The organism is Mesorhizobium sp. ESP-6-2, from assembly GCF_020164675.1.
Taxonomy (GTDB): domain Bacteria; phylum Pseudomonadota; class Alphaproteobacteria; order Rhizobiales; family Rhizobiaceae; genus Mesorhizobium.
The window spans coordinates 142,005-161,218 of the sequence record NZ_JAIUGT010000003.1; the positions used below are offsets into that span (position 1 = coordinate 142,005).

Consider the following 19,214-nt stretch of genomic DNA (forward strand, 5'->3'; position numbering starts at 1 on the left):
TCCTTCGCATTCACCTTCTCGATTCACGCCGCGAACGCATCGGCCGAAAGAAGGCGCGAATGTCCTGGACCAGAAGATTGGGTTCCTCCAGCGCAGCGAAATGGCCGCCCCGCGGCATCGGTGTCCATCGCTGCACGTCGAAGACCCTCGCCACCCAGGAGCGCGGCGGCATTGGCAGTTCGCGGGGGAAAAGCGCTACCCCAAGTGGCGGCGAAACGCGTTCCTGCGCCTTGAACGCAAGAGGGGACAGCCGATTCTCCTTGTAGAGCCGCAAGGACGAGGTGAGCGCATTGGTGAACCAGTAGAGAGAAACGTCCGTAAGGAGCGCGTCCATGCCAAAGGCGCGTTCCACGTCACCGTCGCAATCGCTCCAGGAACGGAACTTCTCGATCATCCAGGCTGCGAGACCGATCGGCGAGTCTGTCAGCGCATAAGCAAGCGTCTGAGGCTTCGTGCCCTGCAGATGGGCATAGGCACCCTCCGTTGCCGTCCAGGCCGCAGCCTTGTCCAGAAATGCCTGTTCCTCAACAGTGACAGGTGGCTCAGTTGCACCCAAGGGTGGCCGATAGCTCCCGGGAATGTAATTGACATGGACGCCAAGCACGTTTTCAGGAAGGAGCCGTGCCATCCAGGCGGAGACGCCCGCGCCGATGTCGCCGCCCTGGCAAGCGAAGCGGTCATAGCCGAGCCCGCACATCAACTGCACCCACAGCTCCGCGATGCGGCCGGAGTGGAAGCCTGGTTCCGTCGGCGCCTGCGAGAAGCCATATCCGGGCAACGAGGGAACCACGACGTGGAAAGCGTCGGCTGGGTCACCACCATGGGCAGATGGATCCGTCAGCAATGGAATGATGTGTTCCATTTCGATGAAGGAACCGGGCCAGCCATGCGTGATGATCAGCGGCAGCGGCGCCGGTCCGGTGCCTGGCTGGTGAACAAAATGGACGTCCAGGTTGTTCACCCTGGCCAGATATTGCGGAAGCCGGTTCAGCCGCGCCTCCTGCGCTCTCCAGTCGAAGCGATCTCGCCAGTAATCCGCAAGGCGCTCCATGAACGGCAGGTCGGCCCCATCGTTCCAGCCTGTTTCGATTGGCGGAACTGGCCATCGCGTTGCGTGAAGACGGCCCTGGAGATCCTCAAGTTGTCCGTTCGGAATCTGGATATTGAAGGGGCGAGCGTCCATCGCCGTGCTTCCGAGCCGTTGGATCATATCAGCCTACACCTGCAAGAGGATATCGGCCGAACGATGATAGCCAAACCCAACACACTTTGGCCGATATGCATCAAGGCGCCTTCGACAGCATCCAGTTGAGCGTGCCGCGCCAGTCGGTCATGCGGATCGGCGTACCATGGGTGCCGGTCTCGAAACGGACAAACCGCGTCGGATAGGGATAGGCTTTCGATCTCGCGATGATGGAGCGGAAGAACGCTTCCTGCTTTTCCACGGGGAAGACCACGTCATGGCTGCCCTGGCCGAAGAAGACCGGGACATGGCGCCTGAAGGCCGGGCTTGCGAGGAAACTCTCGTCCCATAGCGAGCCGAGCAGCAGCAGCCCGTTGATGCGCCGGCCGGTATCGTTGCGGGCGGCTAGTTTCCAGCACAGGGCGCCGCCCATCGAGCCACAGGCGACGAAGATTTTCGCGGCTGGCGATTGTTCGGCATAGTGATTGATCAGGGCCGCGACCTGCGCCGCGCCGGTGTCGCCGAAATCGGAAAAGTCCGGGCTGAGATAGAGGCCGCCATTGCCGGCCATCAGGTTTTTCAGTCGGTTGAAATTACCGCCGAAGGTGAAGTCGTCGACGCCCTGCTTGCGGCTGCCCCCCTGCCCGTGCAGGTAAAGCACGATGATGCCGGCGCCTTGCGTCTTGCCAACGGCAATGTGCCTGACATCACCGGCATCGGTCTTCAACAGCAGATCCTGCTGCACCTTGCGTACGCCGGTGTCGGTATACTGGGCGTGCACCCTTCGCTCCGGCACCTGGTCACGCTGGTTGATGTCACGCATCTCGCGGTAGTCGATGACCGTATAAGTGCCATTGGTGTCGGACGACAGCGTGGCCGGATAGGCGAAGAGGTCGTCTTTGAAGGGTTTTAGTTCCAGAGCGGCAGCGTGGGCGGCGACGCAAAAAACAAATGTCGCTGCCAGAAAGTGGAGTAAGGGCGCAAACGCGGAGGGAAGGAACCGAATAGCCATGCCCAAGGCATGCGTAATTCGGCTCGGGTTTGTCAATCCTGCAGCACGCCGCCGGCGCCTTCCAGCGCCTCGCGGGTGTCGACATCGACGGATGCACCCTCGCCGATCTCCACATCGATGACGTCGAGCCCCTCGGCCTCCACCAGATGACGTGCGCCGGTATCGCCTTCGAGATGGGCGATCGCCGGGAACAGCGCGCGCGGCAGAAGTACCGGGTTGCCGCGCTTGCCAAGGTGCGAGGCGCGGACCACCGAATTGCCTCCTGCCCCGCGAAACGCATCGATCAGCCGGTCGAGATCGGCGGACGAGACACCCGGCATGTCTCCGAGAACAATCATCGCACCGGCGGCATCTCCCGGCAGATAGGCCATACCGGCTTTCAGGGAGGTGGAGAGCCCATCGGCAAAATCGGGATTGTCGGCGAAGGTCACGTCCAGGCCCGACAACGCGCCGCGCACCCGCTCACGCTGGTGGCCGGTAACGACGATCATGCCCGAAGCTTTCGAGGCGAGCGCACGCTCGGCGGTGCGGCGCACCAACGGTTGGCCGTCGAACAGCGCCAGGAGCTTGTTCGGCCCGCCCATGCGACTCGAACGACCTGCTGCCAAAAGCACGATCCCAACCTTGAGCCGGCTTACGGCCGGCAGCGGTTCGCGCGGCTGCGGGCGTGTCGGGATTTCCATCAGCAGGCCGCCGACGCCCATGCCGGCGATGTCGGCCGCCGTTACGTCGAGGCCGGCGATCAGCCGGTCGAGCACCCAGTCGAAGCCATTCTCCTTGGGGCTGCGGGCGCAGCCCGGCGCGCCGATGATCTGCTTGCCGGCGAGTCTGCCGAGCACCAGCAGATTGCCGGGGTCGACCGGCATGCCGGCGCGGATGACACTACCGCCCGCTTCCTCGATCGCGGCCGGAACGACGTCGGCGAAATCGCTCATGGCCGAAGCGCCGAAGATCACCACCATGTCGTTATCGCGCGCCAGCGAGGCGGCCGCCTCGGCAACCGGCGCAACCTCGTGCGGCGTGCGGCGCTCGGCCGTCAGCCGCCCGCCCGAACGCGCCAACCGTGCCTCGGTGACGCGCAACGTCTTGTCGAGCACGCTCGGCTTGACGCCTGGCAAGACGGTCTGGATGACACCGACACGAATGGGCCGATAGGCATTGACGGCAAAGATCTCGCCGCCGGCGCAGATCTTCATGACCGCATCGACCAGCGCCGACCCGACGGCGAAGGGAATGATCTTCACTGTCGCTACCATCTGGCCCTTTTCAACCGGCGCATGCTGGCCAAGCGTGGCAATGGTGATGGTTGGATCGACGGCATTGATGGCGTCGATCATCGCGCTGTTGACGGTGAAGACGCCAGCGGCTTGGGCATGGAGGTTGACCCGCCCGGTCGCGGCAGGCTTGGCCGCGACATTGCGGTGGCGCATACCGGTCGCGATCCGTTCAGCGGCGGCGTCTTCGCCCAGATCGCCGGGAGAAAGCACGGCCGCAACGACTTCGCCGATGCCCGCCGCTTTCAGCAAGCCGACATCCTCTGCACTCAGCCGATGCGCTTTGCGGAAACGTCGCTCGCCGACCGTCGTCGCGTGCGCAAGCACGGCGCCCTCAGCCTGTTCGATAGGAACCGGGCCGAATTTCACGCTGCGGCGTCCCTGGCTTCAAGGCCGCGCAAGCGAAATGCGTGAATAACCTGCGCCAGCACGGCGACGGCGATCTCGGCCGGGCTGGCCGCACCGATGTCGAGACCGATCGGCGCATGGATGCGACCGATCTGCTCGGAACTGGCGCCCAGCGCCAACAGGCGCTCGACCCGCTTGGCGTGAGTTTTCCTGCTGCCGAGTGCCCCGACATAGAAGCACCTGGCGTCGAGCGCCGCTTTCAACGCGAAATCGTCGATCTTGGGATCGTGGGTGACGGCAGCGACCGCCGTGTAGCTGTCGAGTGGCTGTCGTTGCAGGACCTCCGCAGGCCATTCGGCGTGCAACGCGACGTCGGGGAAGCGGTCCGACGTGGCAAAAGCGGTGCGCGGATCGATGATCTCGACTGGATAGCCGGCGATCCTGGCCATCGGCGCCAGCGCCTGGCTGATATGCACGGCGCCTATCACCACCAGGCGCGGATGCGGCAGATGCGCGTTGAGAAAGAAGGTCCGCCCTTCCGCTTCGACCGAGCCGGAATTCCCGGTGCGGAACGCCTTGCTGATCGCGGCACCGAGATCGCCGGCGACCGCATCGCCTTCGCGCACGACACGGTCGCGGCCATCACCAAGATCGGTGACCAGGATCGCGGCGCGGCGGGCACGGCGCTCGGCGTTGAGTGTTTTCAGCGCATAAGGATCCATCGAAGATCAGCCTAGCCTTTCCACATAAACTTTGATGCGGCCGCCGCAGGAAAGGCCCACCTGCCAGGCGGTCTCGTCGGCGACGCCGAATTCCAGCATTCTGGGCTTGCCGGTGCCGATGACGTCCATGGCCTCCGTGACCACGGCGCCTTCGACACAGCCGCCCGAAACCGAGCCGTGGAAATTGCCGTCGGCGTCGATGACCAGATGGCTGCCGGCCGGGCGTGGCGCGGAACCCCAGGTCTCGACGACGGTCGCGATGGCGACATCCTTGCCGTCCTTCATCCAGCCTTCCGCGATGATCAGCGGGTCGCGGGCCTCGTCGAGATAAATGCTGTCGCTCATCGTTGCTTCTCTCAGGGTCTGTTTTTCCCGGAAATATGTGTCTTCAGCAGCATATGGCTACGCGGCGCGCCTCGCGCCACTCTCCATCCATCGCCGCGGATCGACGGCATATCCAGGCTTCCGGTCCAGCGAAGCGCAGAGATCGGCGAGCGCGTCGAGATTGTGCACGGCACGGAATTCATCGACATGCGGCAGCATCGCCCTGACGCCGCGGGCGCGCGCCTGGAAACCGTCGAAGCGCAGCAAGGGGTTCAGCCAGATCAGCCGCCGGCAGGATTTGTGCAGACGCTCCATTTCCTCCGACAGGCCGTCGACCTCGTCTCGCTCCAGCCCGTCGGTGATCAAAAGCACCACCGCGCCCTGTCCCAGCACGCGACGCGACCACATCAGGTTGAACTCGGCCAGTGTGTCGCCGATGCGCGTGCCGCCCGACCAGTCCTTGACCGCCGCGGAACAGTCGGCCAGGGCGGCGTCGGGATCGCGATGGCGCATCTGTCGGCTCAGATTGGTGAGCCTGGTGCCGAAAACGAAAGTGTGCACCCGCCGGCGCTTTTCCGTCAGAGCATGCAGGAAATGCAGGAAGATGCGCGTGTACTGGCTCATCGAACCGGAAATGTCGGCAAGCACGACCAGCGGCGGATACACTTCGCGGGGCGAGCGGAATTTCGGCAGGATCAGTTCGCCGCCGGTACGTGCGGCCGAGCGCATCATGGCACGCGGATCGATGCGGCGACCGTGCGCATCCGCCTTGAAACGGCGCGTCCGCACCATGTCGAAGGGCAACCGCAGTTCGGCGATCGCTTTCCTGGCGTCGGCCATCTCGGCGGCATTCATCTGAGCGAAATCCTTGGCCCTCAGCACCTCGTTGCCGGAGAAAGTAAAGCGCGCGTCGACCTCGATCTCGGGGATTTCCTGCGCCGGCTGGTTCCTGCTGTGGCCTTCGAACATGGCCTGGCTGACACGGCTTTCGGCCGCGCGTGGCTTCTGCTTCTCCCTGGTATCGGGCGCCACCGGCGAAAGCATCGCCAGCATCTTTTCGATCAGTTCACGCGACTTCCAGAATAGCCGGAAGGCTTCGTCAAAGATGGCATGGTCCTCATGCCGCGACACCAGCACGGCATGCAGCGTCCAGTAGAAATCGTCGCGCAAGCCTATGCCGGCGGCAAGTACCGCCTCGATGGCATCCTTGACCGAGGCCGGCCCGACGCGCATTCCTGATTTGCGCAAGACACGGGCGAAATAGACGATGTTGTCGGCGATGTGGCCGTCGACAGCCACCTCCTTGGGTTCCGCGCGAGGCATGACCATGACCCTACTCCGCCGCCGAAAGCTCGGCCTTCACCTCGTCGAGGATACGCCGGCCTTCACCCTCGCCGATGCGGGCAATGTCGTCCTGGTATTTCAGCAGCACGCCGATCGTGTCGGAGACGGTTTCCGGGTCGAGCGCGACCTTGTCGAGTTCGGTCAGCGCGCCGGCCCAGTCGATGGTCTCGGCAACGCCCGGCATCTTGAACAATTCGATCTGGCGCAGCTTCTGGATGAAGGAGACCACCTCGGCCGAAAGCCGGCTGTTCGCCTGCGGCACCTTGCGGCGCACGATCTCCAACTCCCGCTCGGCGCTGGGATAATCGACCCAGTGATAGAGGCAGCGCCGCTTCAGCGCGTCATGGATTTCGCGGGTGCGGTTGGTGGTGATGATGACGATCGGCGGCTCCTCCGCCCTGATCGTGCCGAGTTCGGGCACCGTCACCTGGAAATCAGAAAGGATCTCGAGCAGGAACGCCTCGAACGCCTCGTCGGTACGGTCGAGCTCGTCAATCAGGAAAACCGGGGCGGCGCCGGCCTTGCCGGTCAGCGCATCGAGCACCGGACGGCGTATCAGGTATTTTTCCGAGAAAACATTGCGCTCCATGTCGGACCGGTCAACTTTGCCGGCTGCCTCCTCCATGCGGATCTCGATCATCTGCGCGGCATAATTCCACTCATAGACGGCAGACGAGACGTCGAGACCCTCATAGCATTGCAGACGGATCAGCCGGCGGCCGAGCGCCTCGGCAAGCACCTTGGCGATCTCGGTTTTGCCCACGCCGGCCTCGCCCTCGAGGAACAGCGGCCGCTTCATGCGCAGCGACAGAAAAAGCACGGTGGCCAACGACCGGTCCGCCACATAGTCCGCGCCGGTCAGAAGATCGAGCGTCTCGTCGATCGTCCGCGGCACGGGGCGCGGTTTTAGCTCGGTCATTCCTTCTCCGTGGACGCCTCTGCCCCGCTTTCCAGAATGTGGTAGCCGCGGGCGTGATAGATCAGCGGCCGCAAATTATCGCCCATGCGCAGGCCTGTCACCTTGCCAAAAAGCACACGATGGGTGGCCAGGTCCTTGGTGTCGATCAGTTCGCAGTCGAACACCGCCAGCGCGCCCTTCAACGTCGGCGCGCCGGTGGAGATCACATCCCACTCGCCGAGCGCGAAACGTTCCTCGACCGGCAGGCCGGTCATGCCGGAAAAGCCTACCGACAGCGGCTCCTGGTGCGAGGCAAGCGTGTTCAAGGCAAACCTGCCGTTTTTCACGAACGGCTCGTTCTTGGGATTTTCACGGTTCAGGCAGACCAAAATGGTCGGCGGCGTATCGGAAACCGAACAGGCGGCGATGACCGTCGCGCCACGCTTGCCGGCCGGCCCGTCGGTAGTCACCAGATGGACGTGACCGGCAAAATGGCTCATCGCGTCGCGATAGGCCTGCGGTCCTATGTCGTTCTTCTTCAACACCGGAGATTTTCCATAGCCTGAACCCTACCGCTATATATGGCTAGATATGACATGCCACAAGCGAAGTGCTTGGCCCATATCCCGAAATTCGCGTGTTGCGCCAAGACCGGGCAGCCTTTAGGTCTTGGCGGGAGTGGCGCCGGGACCATCCGGGCTCGCTTGGAGGAAGTCTTCGACAGGATGCGACCCGGGGGAACGATATCTGCCGCGCTGGCCTGGCTGCTGCTGACCGGCGCCGCCAGCGCCCAGACGCTGCTTGTCGGCGTTGCCGCGCCGCTCTCCGGATCCTCGGCGATCCTCGGCAGGCAGATCGAGGCGGGCGCCGAGATGGCCCAGGTGAACGGCATCGAGCTCAAGACCATCGACGATGCCTGCACGGCCGAGGGGGGTGCCGCGGCAGCCCGGGAATTCGCGGCCGCGAAGGTCAATGTGGTGGTTGGATTTCTCTGTACGGAAGCGATCGAGGCGGCGATGCCGATCCTGAAGGACGCAGGCATCCCTGTCATCACTGTTGGCGTGCGAACCGAAAGCCTGACGGACCGCCGTCCCAAGACCGGCTGGCCGGTCTACCGGCTCGGACCGAGGGGCGACGACGAGCGCAACGCCGTCGCCGCCACCCTCACACGGCTTTGGCAGAATGAACTGTTCGCCGTCATCGATGACGGCACTATCTATGGCCGTGAGATCGCCGAGACGTTGCGGGCGGCGGCCGAACAGGCGGCGCTGAAACCGGTGTTCGTCGATACGTTCCGGCCGCAGCTCGACAACCAGATCGGTCTGGTTGGCCGGCTGAAGAAGGCGGGCGCGACCCATGTCTTTGCCGGTGGCGACGGCGACGACATCGCCATCATGGGTCGCGACGCCGCGCAACTCAACGCCGGCATCGTATTCGCCGGCGGTGAGAACCTGCGCACGCCGCCCGGCGCAGTGCCCTATGCCACGGGAACGCTGATGATCGCTCCCCCCGAATGGGCCGATGTCGCCGATCCCAAGGTGCTCGAGGCGTTTGCCGCGCAAAACATCGTGCCGGACGGCTACACGCTGCCGGCCTATGCGGCGGTAGAAACCGCCAAGGCGGCCATGGCGGAAGCGGCAAGCTCCGGCAGGCCGCTTGCCGAGGCCCTCATCCAACATGATTTCACCACGGCGATTGGGCCGGTGCGCTTTGATGCCAAGGGCGACCTCAGCCGGACTCCGTACCGCGTCTTCCGTTTCGATGGCGCCCGCTTCGTACCGCTGGAAAGCAACTGATGTTTCGCACCGGCCCGCGCAACCTGATCACAGACGTCGCCGGTCTCAGCGTCGGCAATGCCTCCGATGCCAGGCTGAAATCCGGCGTGACGACGATTCTTTGCGACGAACCGGCGGTGGCCGGCGTGCAGATCCTGGGCGGCGCGCCGGGGACCCGCGAGACCGACCTGCTGGAGCCGCACAATTTGGTCGAGGTGGTCCATGCCCTGGTGCTTTCAGGCGGTTCGGCCTTCGGTCTCGACGCCGCATCCGGCGTGCAGGCGGCACTGCGCGAGCGCGGCATCGGCGTTGAGGTGGGAGGCTTTCGCGTGCCGATCGTTCCGGCGGCGATCCTGTTCGACCTGCGCAATGGGGGCGACAAGGACTGGGGCCGTTATCCGCCCTACCGCGACCTCGGCTACGAGGCAGCGCAAAATGCCGCCGCCGATTTCCAGATCGGAACGGCGGGCGCCGGTACCGGCGCCCTGATTTCGGGCCTCAAGGGCGGCCTCGGCTCGGCTTCGACGCTGCTTGACAATGGCATCACCATCGGCGCGCTGGCGGCGGTCAATCCGACCGGCTCGGTGACCATTAGCCGAAGCCGCCATTTCTGGGCGGCTCCGTTCGAGATCGGCGACGAGTTTGGCGGGCTTGGCTATCCCTCGCCGATGCCGGACGACGCCAAAAGAATTCTTTTGAAGTTTCGCGACAAGGCCTTCACGGGCAAGGCGGATGCCGGCGGCAACACCACCATCGCCGTCATCGCCACCGACGCCGTTCTCACCAAGTCCGCCGCAAAGCGCCTGGCCATGTCGGCGCATGACGGTTTCGTGCGGGCCATATGGCCGACGCACACGCCGGCCGATGGCGATCTGGTCTTCGCGCTGGCGACCGGCAGGAGCGGTATCCGGCTCGAAGCCGACGCGGCAATCGACCTTTATGCCGCGGCAGGCGCCACGATGGCGCGCGCCATCACTCGCGGCGTTTTCGCCGCCACGCCCGCCGAGGGCGATCTGTTTCCGGTCTGGTCGTCGCGCTGACTTACAGGCGATCAGGTGGGGTCGGACTTTTCTTCCTCGAAAGTGACCGCGACGTCGGAATTCGCCGACAGCCAGACCTTCTTTCCCTCGACCTCCGCGACAAGACTCAGGGGAATGAAATGGTGGTGCCCCTTATGCGAGCCCATGCCGCTGTCGGACTTGGTCAGCTTGATCCGCTGCCCCTCGACCTTGTCGACGGTGCCGACATGAACGCCATCGGCACCGATCACTTCCATATGCTCACGAATTTTGCTGGTGTCGGTCATGGTGGTTCTCCATTGGGACTGCCGACAATAACAAACGAGGCCGCGATTGGATGCATGGCGCCTGCTTTATCGGACAGCGCGACGCCGGCGTCTTGCCGTGATAGGGAATGGCGATATCGTTGGCCCGGCGGAAAACCCTATGCAAAACCGTCTTCTGTTTGCCGTTTGCCTGCTTGCGCAGTTTTGCGCGCTCGTCGCCGCCCGGGCCGGGGATGTCGCCGAGCTTGAAATCCTGGGCTTCACCAAGGACGGCGGCGTCTTCGCGTTCGAGGAGTATGGCGTGCAGGATGGATCGGGATTTCCCTACGCCAATCGCTATTATATCGACACCAGCAACGACCGCTTTCTCAAGGGAACGCCTATCCGCATCCGGCTCGACGACGAGAACGCCACATTGGCGGCGGCTCGCGTTCAGGCCCGCGAGAAGGGCGAAGCGGTCGTCAGCCAGACGGAGTTGGCCGCGAACAAGGGCATTACCGCGGGCTTCAACCCGGTAACGGAGCTGTCCGCCGACCCGCATCGGATGGCGGTCAATCCGCGTCCGATCTTCTCGCCGGTCGACCAGCCGCTCGAGTTCCGGCTGGACGAGATCGGCATGAACGAGACTAAGGGCTGCGAGAGCCAGGGTGAGATCAACGGCTTTCGGCTGCTGCGCGTCGAGGCGCAAGCCGGCGGCGCGACGAAGCTGCTGCACGAGGACAAATCGATCCCCAAGAGCCGGGGTTGCCCGAACGGCTACCGCATCGGAGCCGTGCAGACCTTTTCGATGGACAGTCTCAGCGCCTATGCGGTGCTGATCGCGGTGCGCCAATATGGCTTCGAAGGGCCGGATTATCGCTGGATCGCGGTGACCGGTCGCCTGTGACACCGCTTGTCCAACCCGCCAGGCGTCTCCGCGCCCTGGGCCGCCTCCGCGGCGCCATACCGGAGCTGCGCACGGCGCTGCTCGGCGCTGTGCTGTGGGCCGCCACGATGGGCGCCAGCGCGCTCCTCAACCTGTTGCTGGAAAGCTGGGTGACGCCAGATAAAATCCGCACCGTGACGCTGCTGTTTGCAGGCGGCGGCGCTCTGGCCTTTCCTGTTGGCCTGTTCGCGGCACGGCTGGTCTCGCTCGGAAGGAGCCGGGAAGTCGCCTTCGCGGCCGCATTCGTGGGTCTCGCCGCCGCGACAATCGGCCTGACCGCCGGGCTGTATGCCTTGCAGTACCGGTCCTACTATGCCGAATGGCATGCACCCACCTTCACCCTCACCTGGGGGCTTCAGTTCATCTTCACGATGGCGGTGGCGCTCTACCAGTTCGCGGTGCTGGGCGTCCGGCTCTATTTTCCGCTCGGCTTCGTCGCCTTGTTTACCGCCAGCCTCTGGTTTGCGCGGTGGCGGCGTTGAGCATTTTGTCCGCCTCTGTTAGGACGCGGGCAAATTTCTCGACACGTCAGGACTGACCGATGATCCCTCGCTACTCCCGGCCGGAAATGGTGGCCATATGGTCGCCCGAAACCCGGTTCCGCATCTGGTTCGAGATCGAGGCCCATGCCTGCGACGCGCTGGCCGAACTCGGCGTCATCCCGAAACAGGCGGCGAAGACCATCTGGGAAAAAGGCAATGCCGCGAAGTTCGACGTCGATGCGATCGACGAGATCGAGCGCGTCACCAAGCACGACGTCATCGCTTTTCTCACCCATCTCGCCGAATTCGTCGGACCCGATGCCCGCTTCATCCATCAGGGCATGACATCCTCGGACGTTCTCGACACGTGTTTCGCGGTGCAGCTCACCCGTGCCAGCGACATGCTGCTGGCCGACATCGATGCGCTGCTTGCGGCGCTGAAGCGCCGCGCTTTCGAGCACAAGGATACCGTCACCATCGGCCGCAGCCACGGCATCCATGCCGAGCCGACCACTTTCGGCGTCAAGCTGGCGCAAGCCTATGCCGAATTTTCGCGCTGCCGCGAGCGGCTCGTGCACGCTCGCGAGGACATAGCCACCTGCGCCATTTCGGGAGCGGTCGGCACCTTCGCCAATATCGAGCCTTATGTCGAAGAGCATGTCGCGGCAAAGCTCGGGTTGAAGCCGGAGCCGGTATCGACGCAGGTGATCCCGCGCGACCGCCATGCCATGTTCTTCGCCACGCTCGGCGTCATCGCATCGTCGGTGGAGCGGCTGGCGATCGAGATCCGGCATCTGCAGCGCACCGAGGTGCTGGAAGCCGAAGAGTATTTTTCGCCTGGCCAGAAAGGTTCGTCGGCGATGCCGCACAAGCGCAACCCCGTGCTGACCGAGAACCTCACCGGCCTTGCCCGCATGGTGCGCTCCTTCGCGCTGCCGGCGATGGAGAATGTGGCGCTCTGGCACGAGCGCGACATCTCGCATTCCTCCGTCGAGCGCATGATCGGGCCGGATGCGACGGTGACGCTGGATTTCGCGCTGGCGCGACTGACCAGCGTCATCGACAAACTGCTCGTCTATCCCGACAACATGCTGAAGAACATGAACAAGTTCCGCGGCCTGGTGCATTCACAGCGCGTGCTGCTGGCATTGACGCAAGCCGGTGTCTCTCGCGAGGATGCGTACCGGCTGGTGCAGCGCAATGCCATGAAGGTGTGGGAGCAAGGCGCTGATTTTCTTGAAGAACTACTGGCCGACAAGGACGTCACCGCCGCCTTGCCGGAAGCCGAGATCCGCGAGAAATTCGACCTGGGCTATCACACCAAGCATGTCGACACGATCTTCCGGCGAGTTTTTGGAGAGGCGTGAGGGGCCTTCCTTCTCCCCGTCGCTATACGAAGAGAAGGTACCGTAGGACGTAACTGCCGATCACGCTTTGCCGGGAATGGTCCTGATCACCGTGCCCCACGGATCTTCGCGGGTCGTTTCATTGGTCACGTTGTCGGAACGCATCTCGACCCAGGCAAGGCCCGACCGGGCCGGATCGCGGCGGCCGGCGCCGGCGCTCTGCCACGCATTGGCGCCTATATGATGATGGTAGTGGCCTGACGACAGGAACACAGCCTGGCCGCCATACTTCGCCACCGTGTCGAAGCCGAATTCCTGGTTCCACCAGGCTTCCGCCTCTTCCGGCCGGCCGACGCGCAGGTGGACGTGGCCGACAATGCTGTTTTCAGGCGCTCCCTGCCAGCCCGCATCGCCAGCCGGCACTTCGGCGACGACCGAAGGAATGTTCAGCCGCTCGGTCGCCATCGCGATCTTGTCGCCGTTCCACGTCCAGTCCTGCGGACGGCGATCGGCATAGATCTCGATCCCGTTGCCCTCGGGATCGGTGAGGTACAGCGCTTCGCTGACCAGATGGTCCGAAGCGCCCTCTATGGCAATCTTGTCTGATATGGCGTGGTTGATCCAGCGGCCGAGATCGGCACGGCTGGGCAGCAGGAAAGCCGTGTGGAACAGGCCGGCGCTGCGCGGATCGTCAGGCGTGGCCGACGCATCCGGCTCCAGCACCAACAGCGGACGGTTAGCGGCGCCCAGCGTGATCGCGCCATCGGCGCGGCTCAATTCCTGCAAGCCGACAACAGCGCGATAGTAGGCGGCAAGGCCTTCGGCGTCGCGCGCCTTCAGCCCGACCCGGGCAACGCTCACCGGCGTGGTGGCGGCAAAGGGCAGTTCGCTCATCATTGTCTCCGTTGCGGCGACGCTTGGCATAAACCCAGAGGTCAGGAGCCCGGCGCCGGCGATCATTGTACGTCGTGTCAGCGCCCAAATGCGGTCCTTCACGGCGGTTTCTTTCCCGACGATAAATCGGGATCGTGATCGTTCACACAAGACAGCGAAAAGCGAACATGGTGTTCACCGTTGCAAGCAGGAGCGCGTCCATCGACGGTTGCATGAGGCAATCACGCTCGCTATCTCAGCGCCATGAAGGTCAGAGACGCAGATATTCTCATCATCCCGGGCTACACCAACTCCGGACCCGAGCACTGGCAGACCCGCTGGCAGTCGAAGCTGTCGACTGCGCGGCGCGTCGAGCAGGCGGAATGGTCTAAGCCGGTGCGCGAGGACTGGACGGCTAGCGTGGCCAGTGCGGTCAACGAGGCCGAGAGGCCCGTCGTCCTCGTCGCGCATTCGCTGGGCGTTGCCGCGGCGGTGCAAGCCATCCCGCAGTTCCGCAAGCCGGTCGCCGGCGCGTTCTTCGTGGCGCCGCCCGATGTCGCCAATCCGGAGATACGGCCAAGGCACCTGATGACCTTCGGCCCCTACTCGCGCGAGCCGCTGCCCTTTCCGTCCATGGTGATTGCCAGCCGCAACGATCCGTTCTGTGGCTTCGAGGTCGCCGAGGACATTGCCGGCGCGTGGGGATCTCTGTTCATCGACGCCGGTGAAGCGGGTCACCTCAACGCTGATTCAGGCTTTGGCCCCTGGCCGGAAGGTTCGATGACCTTCGCCAAATTCCTGACCGAACTGAAGGCCTGACGACCCCCACCGGATCATTGCTCTCAATCAGGCGCCGATCGAATCCTTGATGCCCCTCAAAAGCGCCTTCGCCCCCAGCGAAATCAGCGAGTGCTCGGACCCTGTGGCCAGCAGCCGGTAACCCATCGCCACGACGCGGCCGGCGATGGCCGGTTCGATGACGTAGATCGCCGCATGTTTGCCGGCCTTGCGGGTACGCTCGGCGATCGAACCCACCGTTTCCATCATGCTTTCGAGCGTCGAATTGACGGTCGCGCCGTTCGACCAGGCAATCGAGAAGTCCGATGGCCCCAGGAAAATGCCGTCGATACCGGGTGTGTCGAGGATGCCGTCCAGCGCATCGAGCGCCGCCCGCGTCTCGACCATGGCGAAGGCCATGGTGCGCTGGTTGCTGTCGCGCAGCCATTCGGCATGATCACCCTTGCCATGGCGTGGGAAGGCATAGGTCGGGCCCCAGGAGCGCTCGCCCACCGGCGGGTATTTCATCGCCGCAGCGAACAGTTTTGCATCCGCCACCGAGTTGACCATCGGCGCGATCACCGCCTCGGCGCCGAAATCGAGCGCCCGGCTGGCCATGTCGAAACGGCCGACGGGAATACGCACCAATGCCGGCTTGCCGGTGGCAAGCACGGGCGCCAGGCCGCGCAACACGCTGTCTTCATGATGGCCGCCATGCTGCATGTCGAGCGTGACCGCATCGAAGCCCTGCCTGGCAAGGATTTCGACGGTCAGCGCGTCCGGCACGCCTGACCATGCGGTGACCAGCGTTTCATCGGCCGCAAGGCGGGATTTCAGGGACATCGGCTCTTTCCTCGCTAAGGAGCGCAGTTTCAGCTGGAAACGACGGGAAACGCAAAGAAAAACGCCCGGCTGGGCCGGGCGGTCGATTGGTCCAGTCGTTCTCTTATTTGCCGCAGGTTCTGTCGCAAAATTGTGGGACACTTTCGCGGAACCTGCTTCGGCTGGATCAGGTGTTCTTGATCTGCTCGATCGCCTGCGCCATCAATTCGTCCATGGTGCGGCGGATCTGATGGTCCGACTGGCTGACGCCGGCAGCGTCGAAATCCTTACGGATCTTGCGGAAGACGTCGTGATCGCCGGCTTCCTCGATATCGGAAACAACCACTTCCTTGGCGTAGGCATCGGCCTCGGCGCCGGATTTCCCGAGCTTTTCCGCGGCCCAAAGGCCGAGAGCCTTGTTGCGGCGCGCCGACGCCTTGAACCGAAGCTCCTCGTCGAACACGAATTTGCGCTCAAAACCCTCTTCGCGATCCTTCATGTTGCTCATGGCGTCCCTCCGATGGAAATCGATTCGCTGGCATTGATGAATATGTGATGGCGAAGCACAAACCAAAAGGCTGGCGGCCGGTCAATACGCTTCGTGGCTTGCTGCGCTGCGGCATTTCGGTCCCGAAAGCAGTTGATTGAAAGGATTTGCCGATTGAGCAAACAAGGCGATTACGATAGACACCGGCATTGAACGCCCCCGTCGCCACACTAATTTAGGCAGACGGACAGGAACTGGTCGCTTGCCGCCTGCCCGCAAATCCAGAGAAAAATCAAATGAAAAATCGCCGCCGCATTTATGAAGGCAAGGCCAAGATACTTTATGAAGGCCCAGAGCCCGGGACGCTGATCCAGTTCTTCAAGGATGACGCCACCGCCTTCAACAAGAAAAAACACGAAGTCGTCGATGGCAAGGGCGTGCTTAACAATCGCATTTCCGAGCACATCTTCAATCATCTCAACCGTATGGGTATTCCGACCCACTTCATCCGCCGGCTCAACATGCGCGAGCAGCTGATCAAGGAGGTCGAGATCATCCCGCTCGAAGTGGTGGTTCGCAATGTCGCCGCCGGTTCGCTGTCCAAGCGCCTTGGCATCGAGGAAGGCACGGTCCTGCCCCGCTCGATCATCGAATTCTATTACAAGGCCGATGCGCTCGACGACCCGATGGTCTCTGAAGAGCACATCACTGCCTTCGGCTGGGCGAGCCCGCAGGAAATCGACGACGTCATGGCGCTGGCCATCCGCGTCAACGACTTCCTGTCCGGCCTGTTCATGGGCGTCGGCATCCAACTCGTCGATTTCAAGATCGAATGCGGGCGCCTGTTCGAGGGCGATATGATGCGCATCGTCGTCGCCGACGAGATTTCGCCCGATTCCTGCCGGCTGTGGGACGTGGCGACGCAGGACAAGCTCGACAAGGACCGTTTCCGCCGCGACATGGGCGGCCTCGTGGAAGCCTACCAGGAAGTCGCCCGCCGCCTCGGCATCATGAACGAGAACGAGCCGCCGCGCCCAACCGGACCGGTGCTCGTCGCGTCCAGCGAACCGCCGAAGGGCATGAAGCACTAATTGCCCGCAACGGCTTGCCGGCAACGGCAGGTCCGGCGCAGGCCGATACCGATCATTCAGGAGCATCGATGAAAGCCCGTATCACCGTAACCCTCAAAAACGGCGTGCTGGACCCGCAAGGCAAGGCGATCGAGCATGCGCTGTCGGGGCTAGGTTTTGACGGCATCGGCTCGGTGCGGCAGGGCAAGGTGTTCGACGTCGAGCTCGCCGGGACCGACAAGGCCAAGGCCGAGGCCGACCTGAAAGCCATGTGCGACAGACTGCTGGCGAATACGGTGATTGAGAATTATAGCGTAACGCTTACCTGAGGTTGTGCCGGAGGCACGGATGCCCGAAGTCACGAATGAGTTGATGTGCGAGTTGCTGAAGAACGCATAGACCGCCGTCTCGATTTGCGCGAATTTGCCGAAACTCAGAGGCCTTACGAACCAAAATGAAATCAGCCGTCGTCCTCCTGCCTGGCCTTAACCGCGACCGCGATATGATCGCGGCGCTGACCAAGATTTCCGGCAAGGCGCCAGCCACGGTCTGGCAAACCGACACCGAAATCCCGGACGTCGACCTGATCGCCATTCCCGGCGGCTTCTCCTTCGGCGACTACCTGCGCTGCGGCGCGATCGCGGCGCGCATGCCGGTGATGCGGGCGGTCGCTGAAAAGGCGGCCAGGGGCGTCATGGTCATCGGGGTCTGCAACGGTTTCCAGATCCTGGTCGAGGCCGGCCTGCTGCCGGGAGCGCTCATGCGCAACTCCTCGCTCAAATTCGTCTGCCGGCAGGTGAAGCTCGAGATCGCCAATGCCAACACCATGTTCACCCGCCGCTACCAGCCGGGCCAGATCATCCGCTCGCCGGTAGCGCATCACGACGGCAACTACTTCGCCGATGCCGAGACGCTTGCGCGCCTCGAAGGCGAAGGCCAGGTGGTGTTCCGTTATGCGGACGGCACCAATCCCAACGGCTCGATCAACGACATCGCTGGCATCATCAGCAGCCAGGGCAACGTGCTCGGCCTGATGCCGCATCCCGAGAACCTGATCGAAACGGCACATGGCGGCAATGACGGGCGGGCGCTGTTCGAAGGCGCGCTCGGCATCGCCGCCTGATATTTTCCGAAATTCTTTCAGAACCTGGGGCGGCCTGACCATGAGACTGACGATTGCTCGCTTTGCTCTCCTGGCTGCCACCGGTATTGCGCTGGCCTCCTGCCAGTCGGGCCCGAAAAGCGCGCCGCCGCCTTCCGGCAAGAGCGCGGCCCTGCTGGCCATGGAACAGGTGGCGATATCGGCGCATAACTGCTGGATCGCCAGCAAGGACCCGGCCTTCAAATCCTACCAGATGGCCAATGAGCTGAATTCGTTCAGCGGCACGCCGCGCTTCCTGCTGGTGCCCGCCAAGCATTATGGCGGCAAGCCGCTGCTGGTGGTGCAGGCGCAAGGCAATTCGAGCCGTGTCGACGTGTTCGGTCCGCTGATGGCCGAGCCCCTCGGCGCGCGCATTGGCTCCGACATCGCCCGCTGGCAGGCCGGCAATCCGGCCTGCGCCGCCGCCGCGTAGGATGGGCCGGCTGCTGCAGGTCGCGGGTCTGGTCGCAGGGCTGGCCGGTCTTTTCCTGCAGTTCTCGATCACCGTTCCGGCCTCGATGGAAGCGGGCCGCGGCCTATTCGGTTCCGTCGTCTTCTACTTCAGCTTCTTCACCATCCTGACCAATATCGGCGCGGTGCTCGTCCATGCGTCGCTGCTGTCGCCCGCCGGCCATGCCTGGTTTCCGGCCTTTGCCGGAGCGCGGATGCGGGCAGGCGTCGCCGTCGCCATCACCGTGGTCTTCATGGTCTACGCCACCGTGCTGGCACGCCTCTGGCAGCCGCAGGGCCTGTTCCTGCTATGCGACGTGCTGCTGCACTATGTGACGCCTGCACTGTTCGTGCTGTGGTGGCTGGCCGCCGGTGCCGACGGCAAGACGCGATGGCGAGACGTTTCCTGGTGGATGCTCTATCCGCTCGCCTATCTGGCCTATGCGCTGGCACGGGCGTCCATAACAGGCGAAGTGCCCTACCCCTTCCTCGATGTCGCCAGGAACGGCATCGCCAGCGTCGCCATCGCCTCGCTGGCCATCACCGCCCTTTTCCTGGCGCTATGCGTTGGCGCCGTGCTTGCCGACCACGGCCTATCGCGGATCAGGGCGCCAGCCGTGCGGCTACGCAAGCAGGATTGAACGCTGGCCGGGCTGAACATTGGCCGATTGAACGC

The 19,214-nt window shown here is 63.6% G+C and carries 23 protein-coding genes; 11 read left to right on the forward strand and 12 right to left on the reverse strand.

The genetic code is table 11. The features are described 5' to 3' along the window. Positions 1–10: 10 nt before the first annotated feature. The 8 genes from LB532_RS10200 to LB532_RS10235 all read right to left on the reverse strand — a co-directional run bounded on the left by LB532_RS10200 (position 11) and on the right by LB532_RS10235 (position 7,650). Positions 11–1,183: an epoxide hydrolase family protein gene (locus tag LB532_RS10200; protein WP_140637919.1), complete on the reverse strand. Its 1,173-nt coding sequence runs from the start codon at positions 1,181–1,183 to the stop codon at positions 11–13. Positions 1,184–1,283: 100 nt separating this feature from the next. After that, the gene (locus LB532_RS10205) at positions 1,284–2,195 is read right to left on the reverse strand and encodes an alpha/beta hydrolase family protein (RefSeq protein ID WP_140637918.1); all 912 of its coding nucleotides are present in this window, start codon (positions 2,193–2,195) and stop codon (positions 1,284–1,286) included. 32 nt (positions 2,196–2,227) lie between these two features. Then, on the reverse strand, positions 2,228–3,838 hold the full coding sequence (locus LB532_RS10210) for an NTP transferase domain-containing protein (RefSeq protein WP_140637917.1): 1,611 nt from the start codon (positions 3,836–3,838) through the stop codon (positions 2,228–2,230). Then, a complete protein-coding gene (locus LB532_RS10215; protein WP_140637916.1) occupies positions 3,835–4,539 on the reverse strand; it encodes an XdhC family protein in 705 nt (234 codons plus the stop codon). The genes LB532_RS10210 and LB532_RS10215 overlap by 4 nt, the downstream gene beginning before the upstream one ends. 6 nt (positions 4,540–4,545) lie before the next feature. Next, positions 4,546–4,884 carry an XdhC family protein gene (locus LB532_RS10220; protein ID WP_140548880.1) on the reverse strand — a complete coding sequence of 113 codons (339 nt, stop codon included), beginning with the start codon at positions 4,882–4,884 and terminating at the stop codon, positions 4,546–4,548. Between the two features lie 57 nt (positions 4,885–4,941). Next, on the reverse strand, positions 4,942–6,186 hold the full coding sequence (locus LB532_RS10225) for a vWA domain-containing protein (protein WP_140638305.1): 1,245 nt from the start codon (positions 6,184–6,186) through the stop codon (positions 4,942–4,944). A 10-nt stretch (positions 6,187–6,196) separates the two neighbouring features. Next, positions 6,197–7,126: an AAA family ATPase gene (locus LB532_RS10230; protein WP_140493800.1), complete on the reverse strand. Its 930-nt coding sequence runs from the start codon at positions 7,124–7,126 to the stop codon at positions 6,197–6,199. Then, positions 7,123–7,650, reverse strand: a complete 528-nt coding sequence (locus LB532_RS10235; RefSeq protein WP_140637915.1) for a flavin reductase — start codon at positions 7,648–7,650, stop codon at positions 7,123–7,125. Before LB532_RS10235 ends, LB532_RS10230 begins: the two co-directional genes overlap by 4 nt. 180 nt (positions 7,651–7,830) lie before the next feature. Between LB532_RS10235 and LB532_RS10240 the strand changes: the two genes are divergently transcribed. Continuing rightward, the gene (locus LB532_RS10240; RefSeq protein ID WP_140637914.1) at positions 7,831–8,901 is read left to right on the forward strand and encodes a branched-chain amino acid ABC transporter substrate-binding protein; all 1,071 of its coding nucleotides are present in this window, start codon (positions 7,831–7,833) and stop codon (positions 8,899–8,901) included. Next, positions 8,901–9,920 carry a P1 family peptidase gene (locus tag LB532_RS10245; protein WP_140637913.1) on the forward strand — a complete coding sequence of 340 codons (1,020 nt, stop codon included), beginning with the start codon at positions 8,901–8,903 and terminating at the stop codon, positions 9,918–9,920. The genes LB532_RS10240 and LB532_RS10245 overlap by 1 nt, the downstream gene beginning before the upstream one ends. Positions 9,921–9,931: 11 nt before the next feature. Here LB532_RS10245 and LB532_RS10250 read toward each other — a convergent pair whose 3' ends face one another. Next, entirely contained in the window at positions 9,932–10,186 is a 255-nt protein-coding gene (locus tag LB532_RS10250) for a DUF2171 domain-containing protein (RefSeq protein ID WP_140637912.1), read from the reverse strand. A gap of 139 nt (positions 10,187–10,325) precedes the next feature. On the opposite strand from LB532_RS10250, the gene LB532_RS10255 reads away from it, so the two are divergent. Genes LB532_RS10255 through purB form a run of 3 tightly spaced genes read left to right on the forward strand, consistent with a single transcriptional unit; the run spans position 10,326 to position 12,939 of the window. Continuing rightward, the gene (locus LB532_RS10255; RefSeq protein ID WP_140637911.1) at positions 10,326–11,051 is read left to right on the forward strand and encodes a DUF2259 domain-containing protein; all 726 of its coding nucleotides are present in this window, start codon (positions 10,326–10,328) and stop codon (positions 11,049–11,051) included. Beyond that, a complete protein-coding gene (locus LB532_RS10260) occupies positions 11,048–11,572 on the forward strand; it encodes a hypothetical protein (RefSeq protein WP_224556758.1) in 525 nt (174 codons plus the stop codon). The genes LB532_RS10255 and LB532_RS10260 overlap by 4 nt, the downstream gene beginning before the upstream one ends. Positions 11,573–11,631: 59 nt before the next feature. Further along, entirely contained in the window at positions 11,632–12,939 is a 1,308-nt protein-coding gene (gene purB, locus LB532_RS10265; protein WP_140637909.1) for an adenylosuccinate lyase, read from the forward strand. 60 nt (positions 12,940–12,999) lie between these two features. Here purB and LB532_RS10270 read toward each other — a convergent pair whose 3' ends face one another. Next, on the reverse strand, positions 13,000–13,812 hold the full coding sequence (locus LB532_RS10270) for a VOC family protein (protein ID WP_140637908.1): 813 nt from the start codon (positions 13,810–13,812) through the stop codon (positions 13,000–13,002). 243 nt (positions 13,813–14,055) lie between these two features. Here LB532_RS10270 and LB532_RS10275 point away from each other — a divergent pair, with 243 nt between their 5' ends. Then, complete coding sequence (locus LB532_RS10275) at positions 14,056–14,610, forward strand: RBBP9/YdeN family alpha/beta hydrolase (RefSeq protein WP_140637907.1); 555 nt, start codon at positions 14,056–14,058, stop codon at positions 14,608–14,610. Between the two features lie 27 nt (positions 14,611–14,637). On the opposite strand, the gene LB532_RS10280 is transcribed toward LB532_RS10275, so the two are convergent. Both LB532_RS10280 and LB532_RS10285 read right to left on the reverse strand, forming a co-directional pair. Beyond that, the gene (locus tag LB532_RS10280; protein ID WP_140637906.1) at positions 14,638–15,411 is read right to left on the reverse strand and encodes an HpcH/HpaI aldolase family protein; all 774 of its coding nucleotides are present in this window, start codon (positions 15,409–15,411) and stop codon (positions 14,638–14,640) included. A gap of 166 nt (positions 15,412–15,577) precedes the next feature. Then, entirely contained in the window at positions 15,578–15,898 is a 321-nt protein-coding gene (locus LB532_RS10285) for a DUF1476 domain-containing protein (RefSeq protein ID WP_140493820.1), read from the reverse strand. A 275-nt stretch (positions 15,899–16,173) separates the two neighbouring features. Between LB532_RS10285 and purC the strand changes: the two genes are divergently transcribed. The 5 genes from purC (at position 16,174) to LB532_RS10310 (ending at position 19,179) form a co-directional block, all read left to right on the forward strand. Beyond that, positions 16,174–16,968 (forward strand): phosphoribosylaminoimidazolesuccinocarboxamide synthase, encoded by a 795-nt coding sequence (purC, locus tag LB532_RS10290; RefSeq protein ID WP_127282327.1) that lies wholly within the window; start codon positions 16,174–16,176, stop codon positions 16,966–16,968. 68 nt (positions 16,969–17,036) lie between these two features. Beyond that, a complete protein-coding gene (gene purS / locus LB532_RS10295; RefSeq protein ID WP_140517697.1) occupies positions 17,037–17,276 on the forward strand; it encodes a phosphoribosylformylglycinamidine synthase subunit PurS in 240 nt (79 codons plus the stop codon). A gap of 125 nt (positions 17,277–17,401) precedes the next feature. Next, complete coding sequence (gene purQ / locus LB532_RS10300; protein WP_140637905.1) at positions 17,402–18,070, forward strand: phosphoribosylformylglycinamidine synthase subunit PurQ; 669 nt, start codon at positions 17,402–17,404, stop codon at positions 18,068–18,070. 40 nt (positions 18,071–18,110) lie between these two features. Next, positions 18,111–18,521, forward strand: coding sequence for a hypothetical protein (locus LB532_RS10305; RefSeq protein WP_140637904.1), 411 nt, complete (start codon positions 18,111–18,113; stop codon positions 18,519–18,521). Position 18,522: 1 nt separating this feature from the next. Then, positions 18,523–19,179, forward strand: coding sequence for a Pr6Pr family membrane protein (locus LB532_RS10310; protein ID WP_140637903.1), 657 nt, complete (start codon positions 18,523–18,525; stop codon positions 19,177–19,179). Positions 19,180–19,214: the final 35 nt, after the last annotated feature.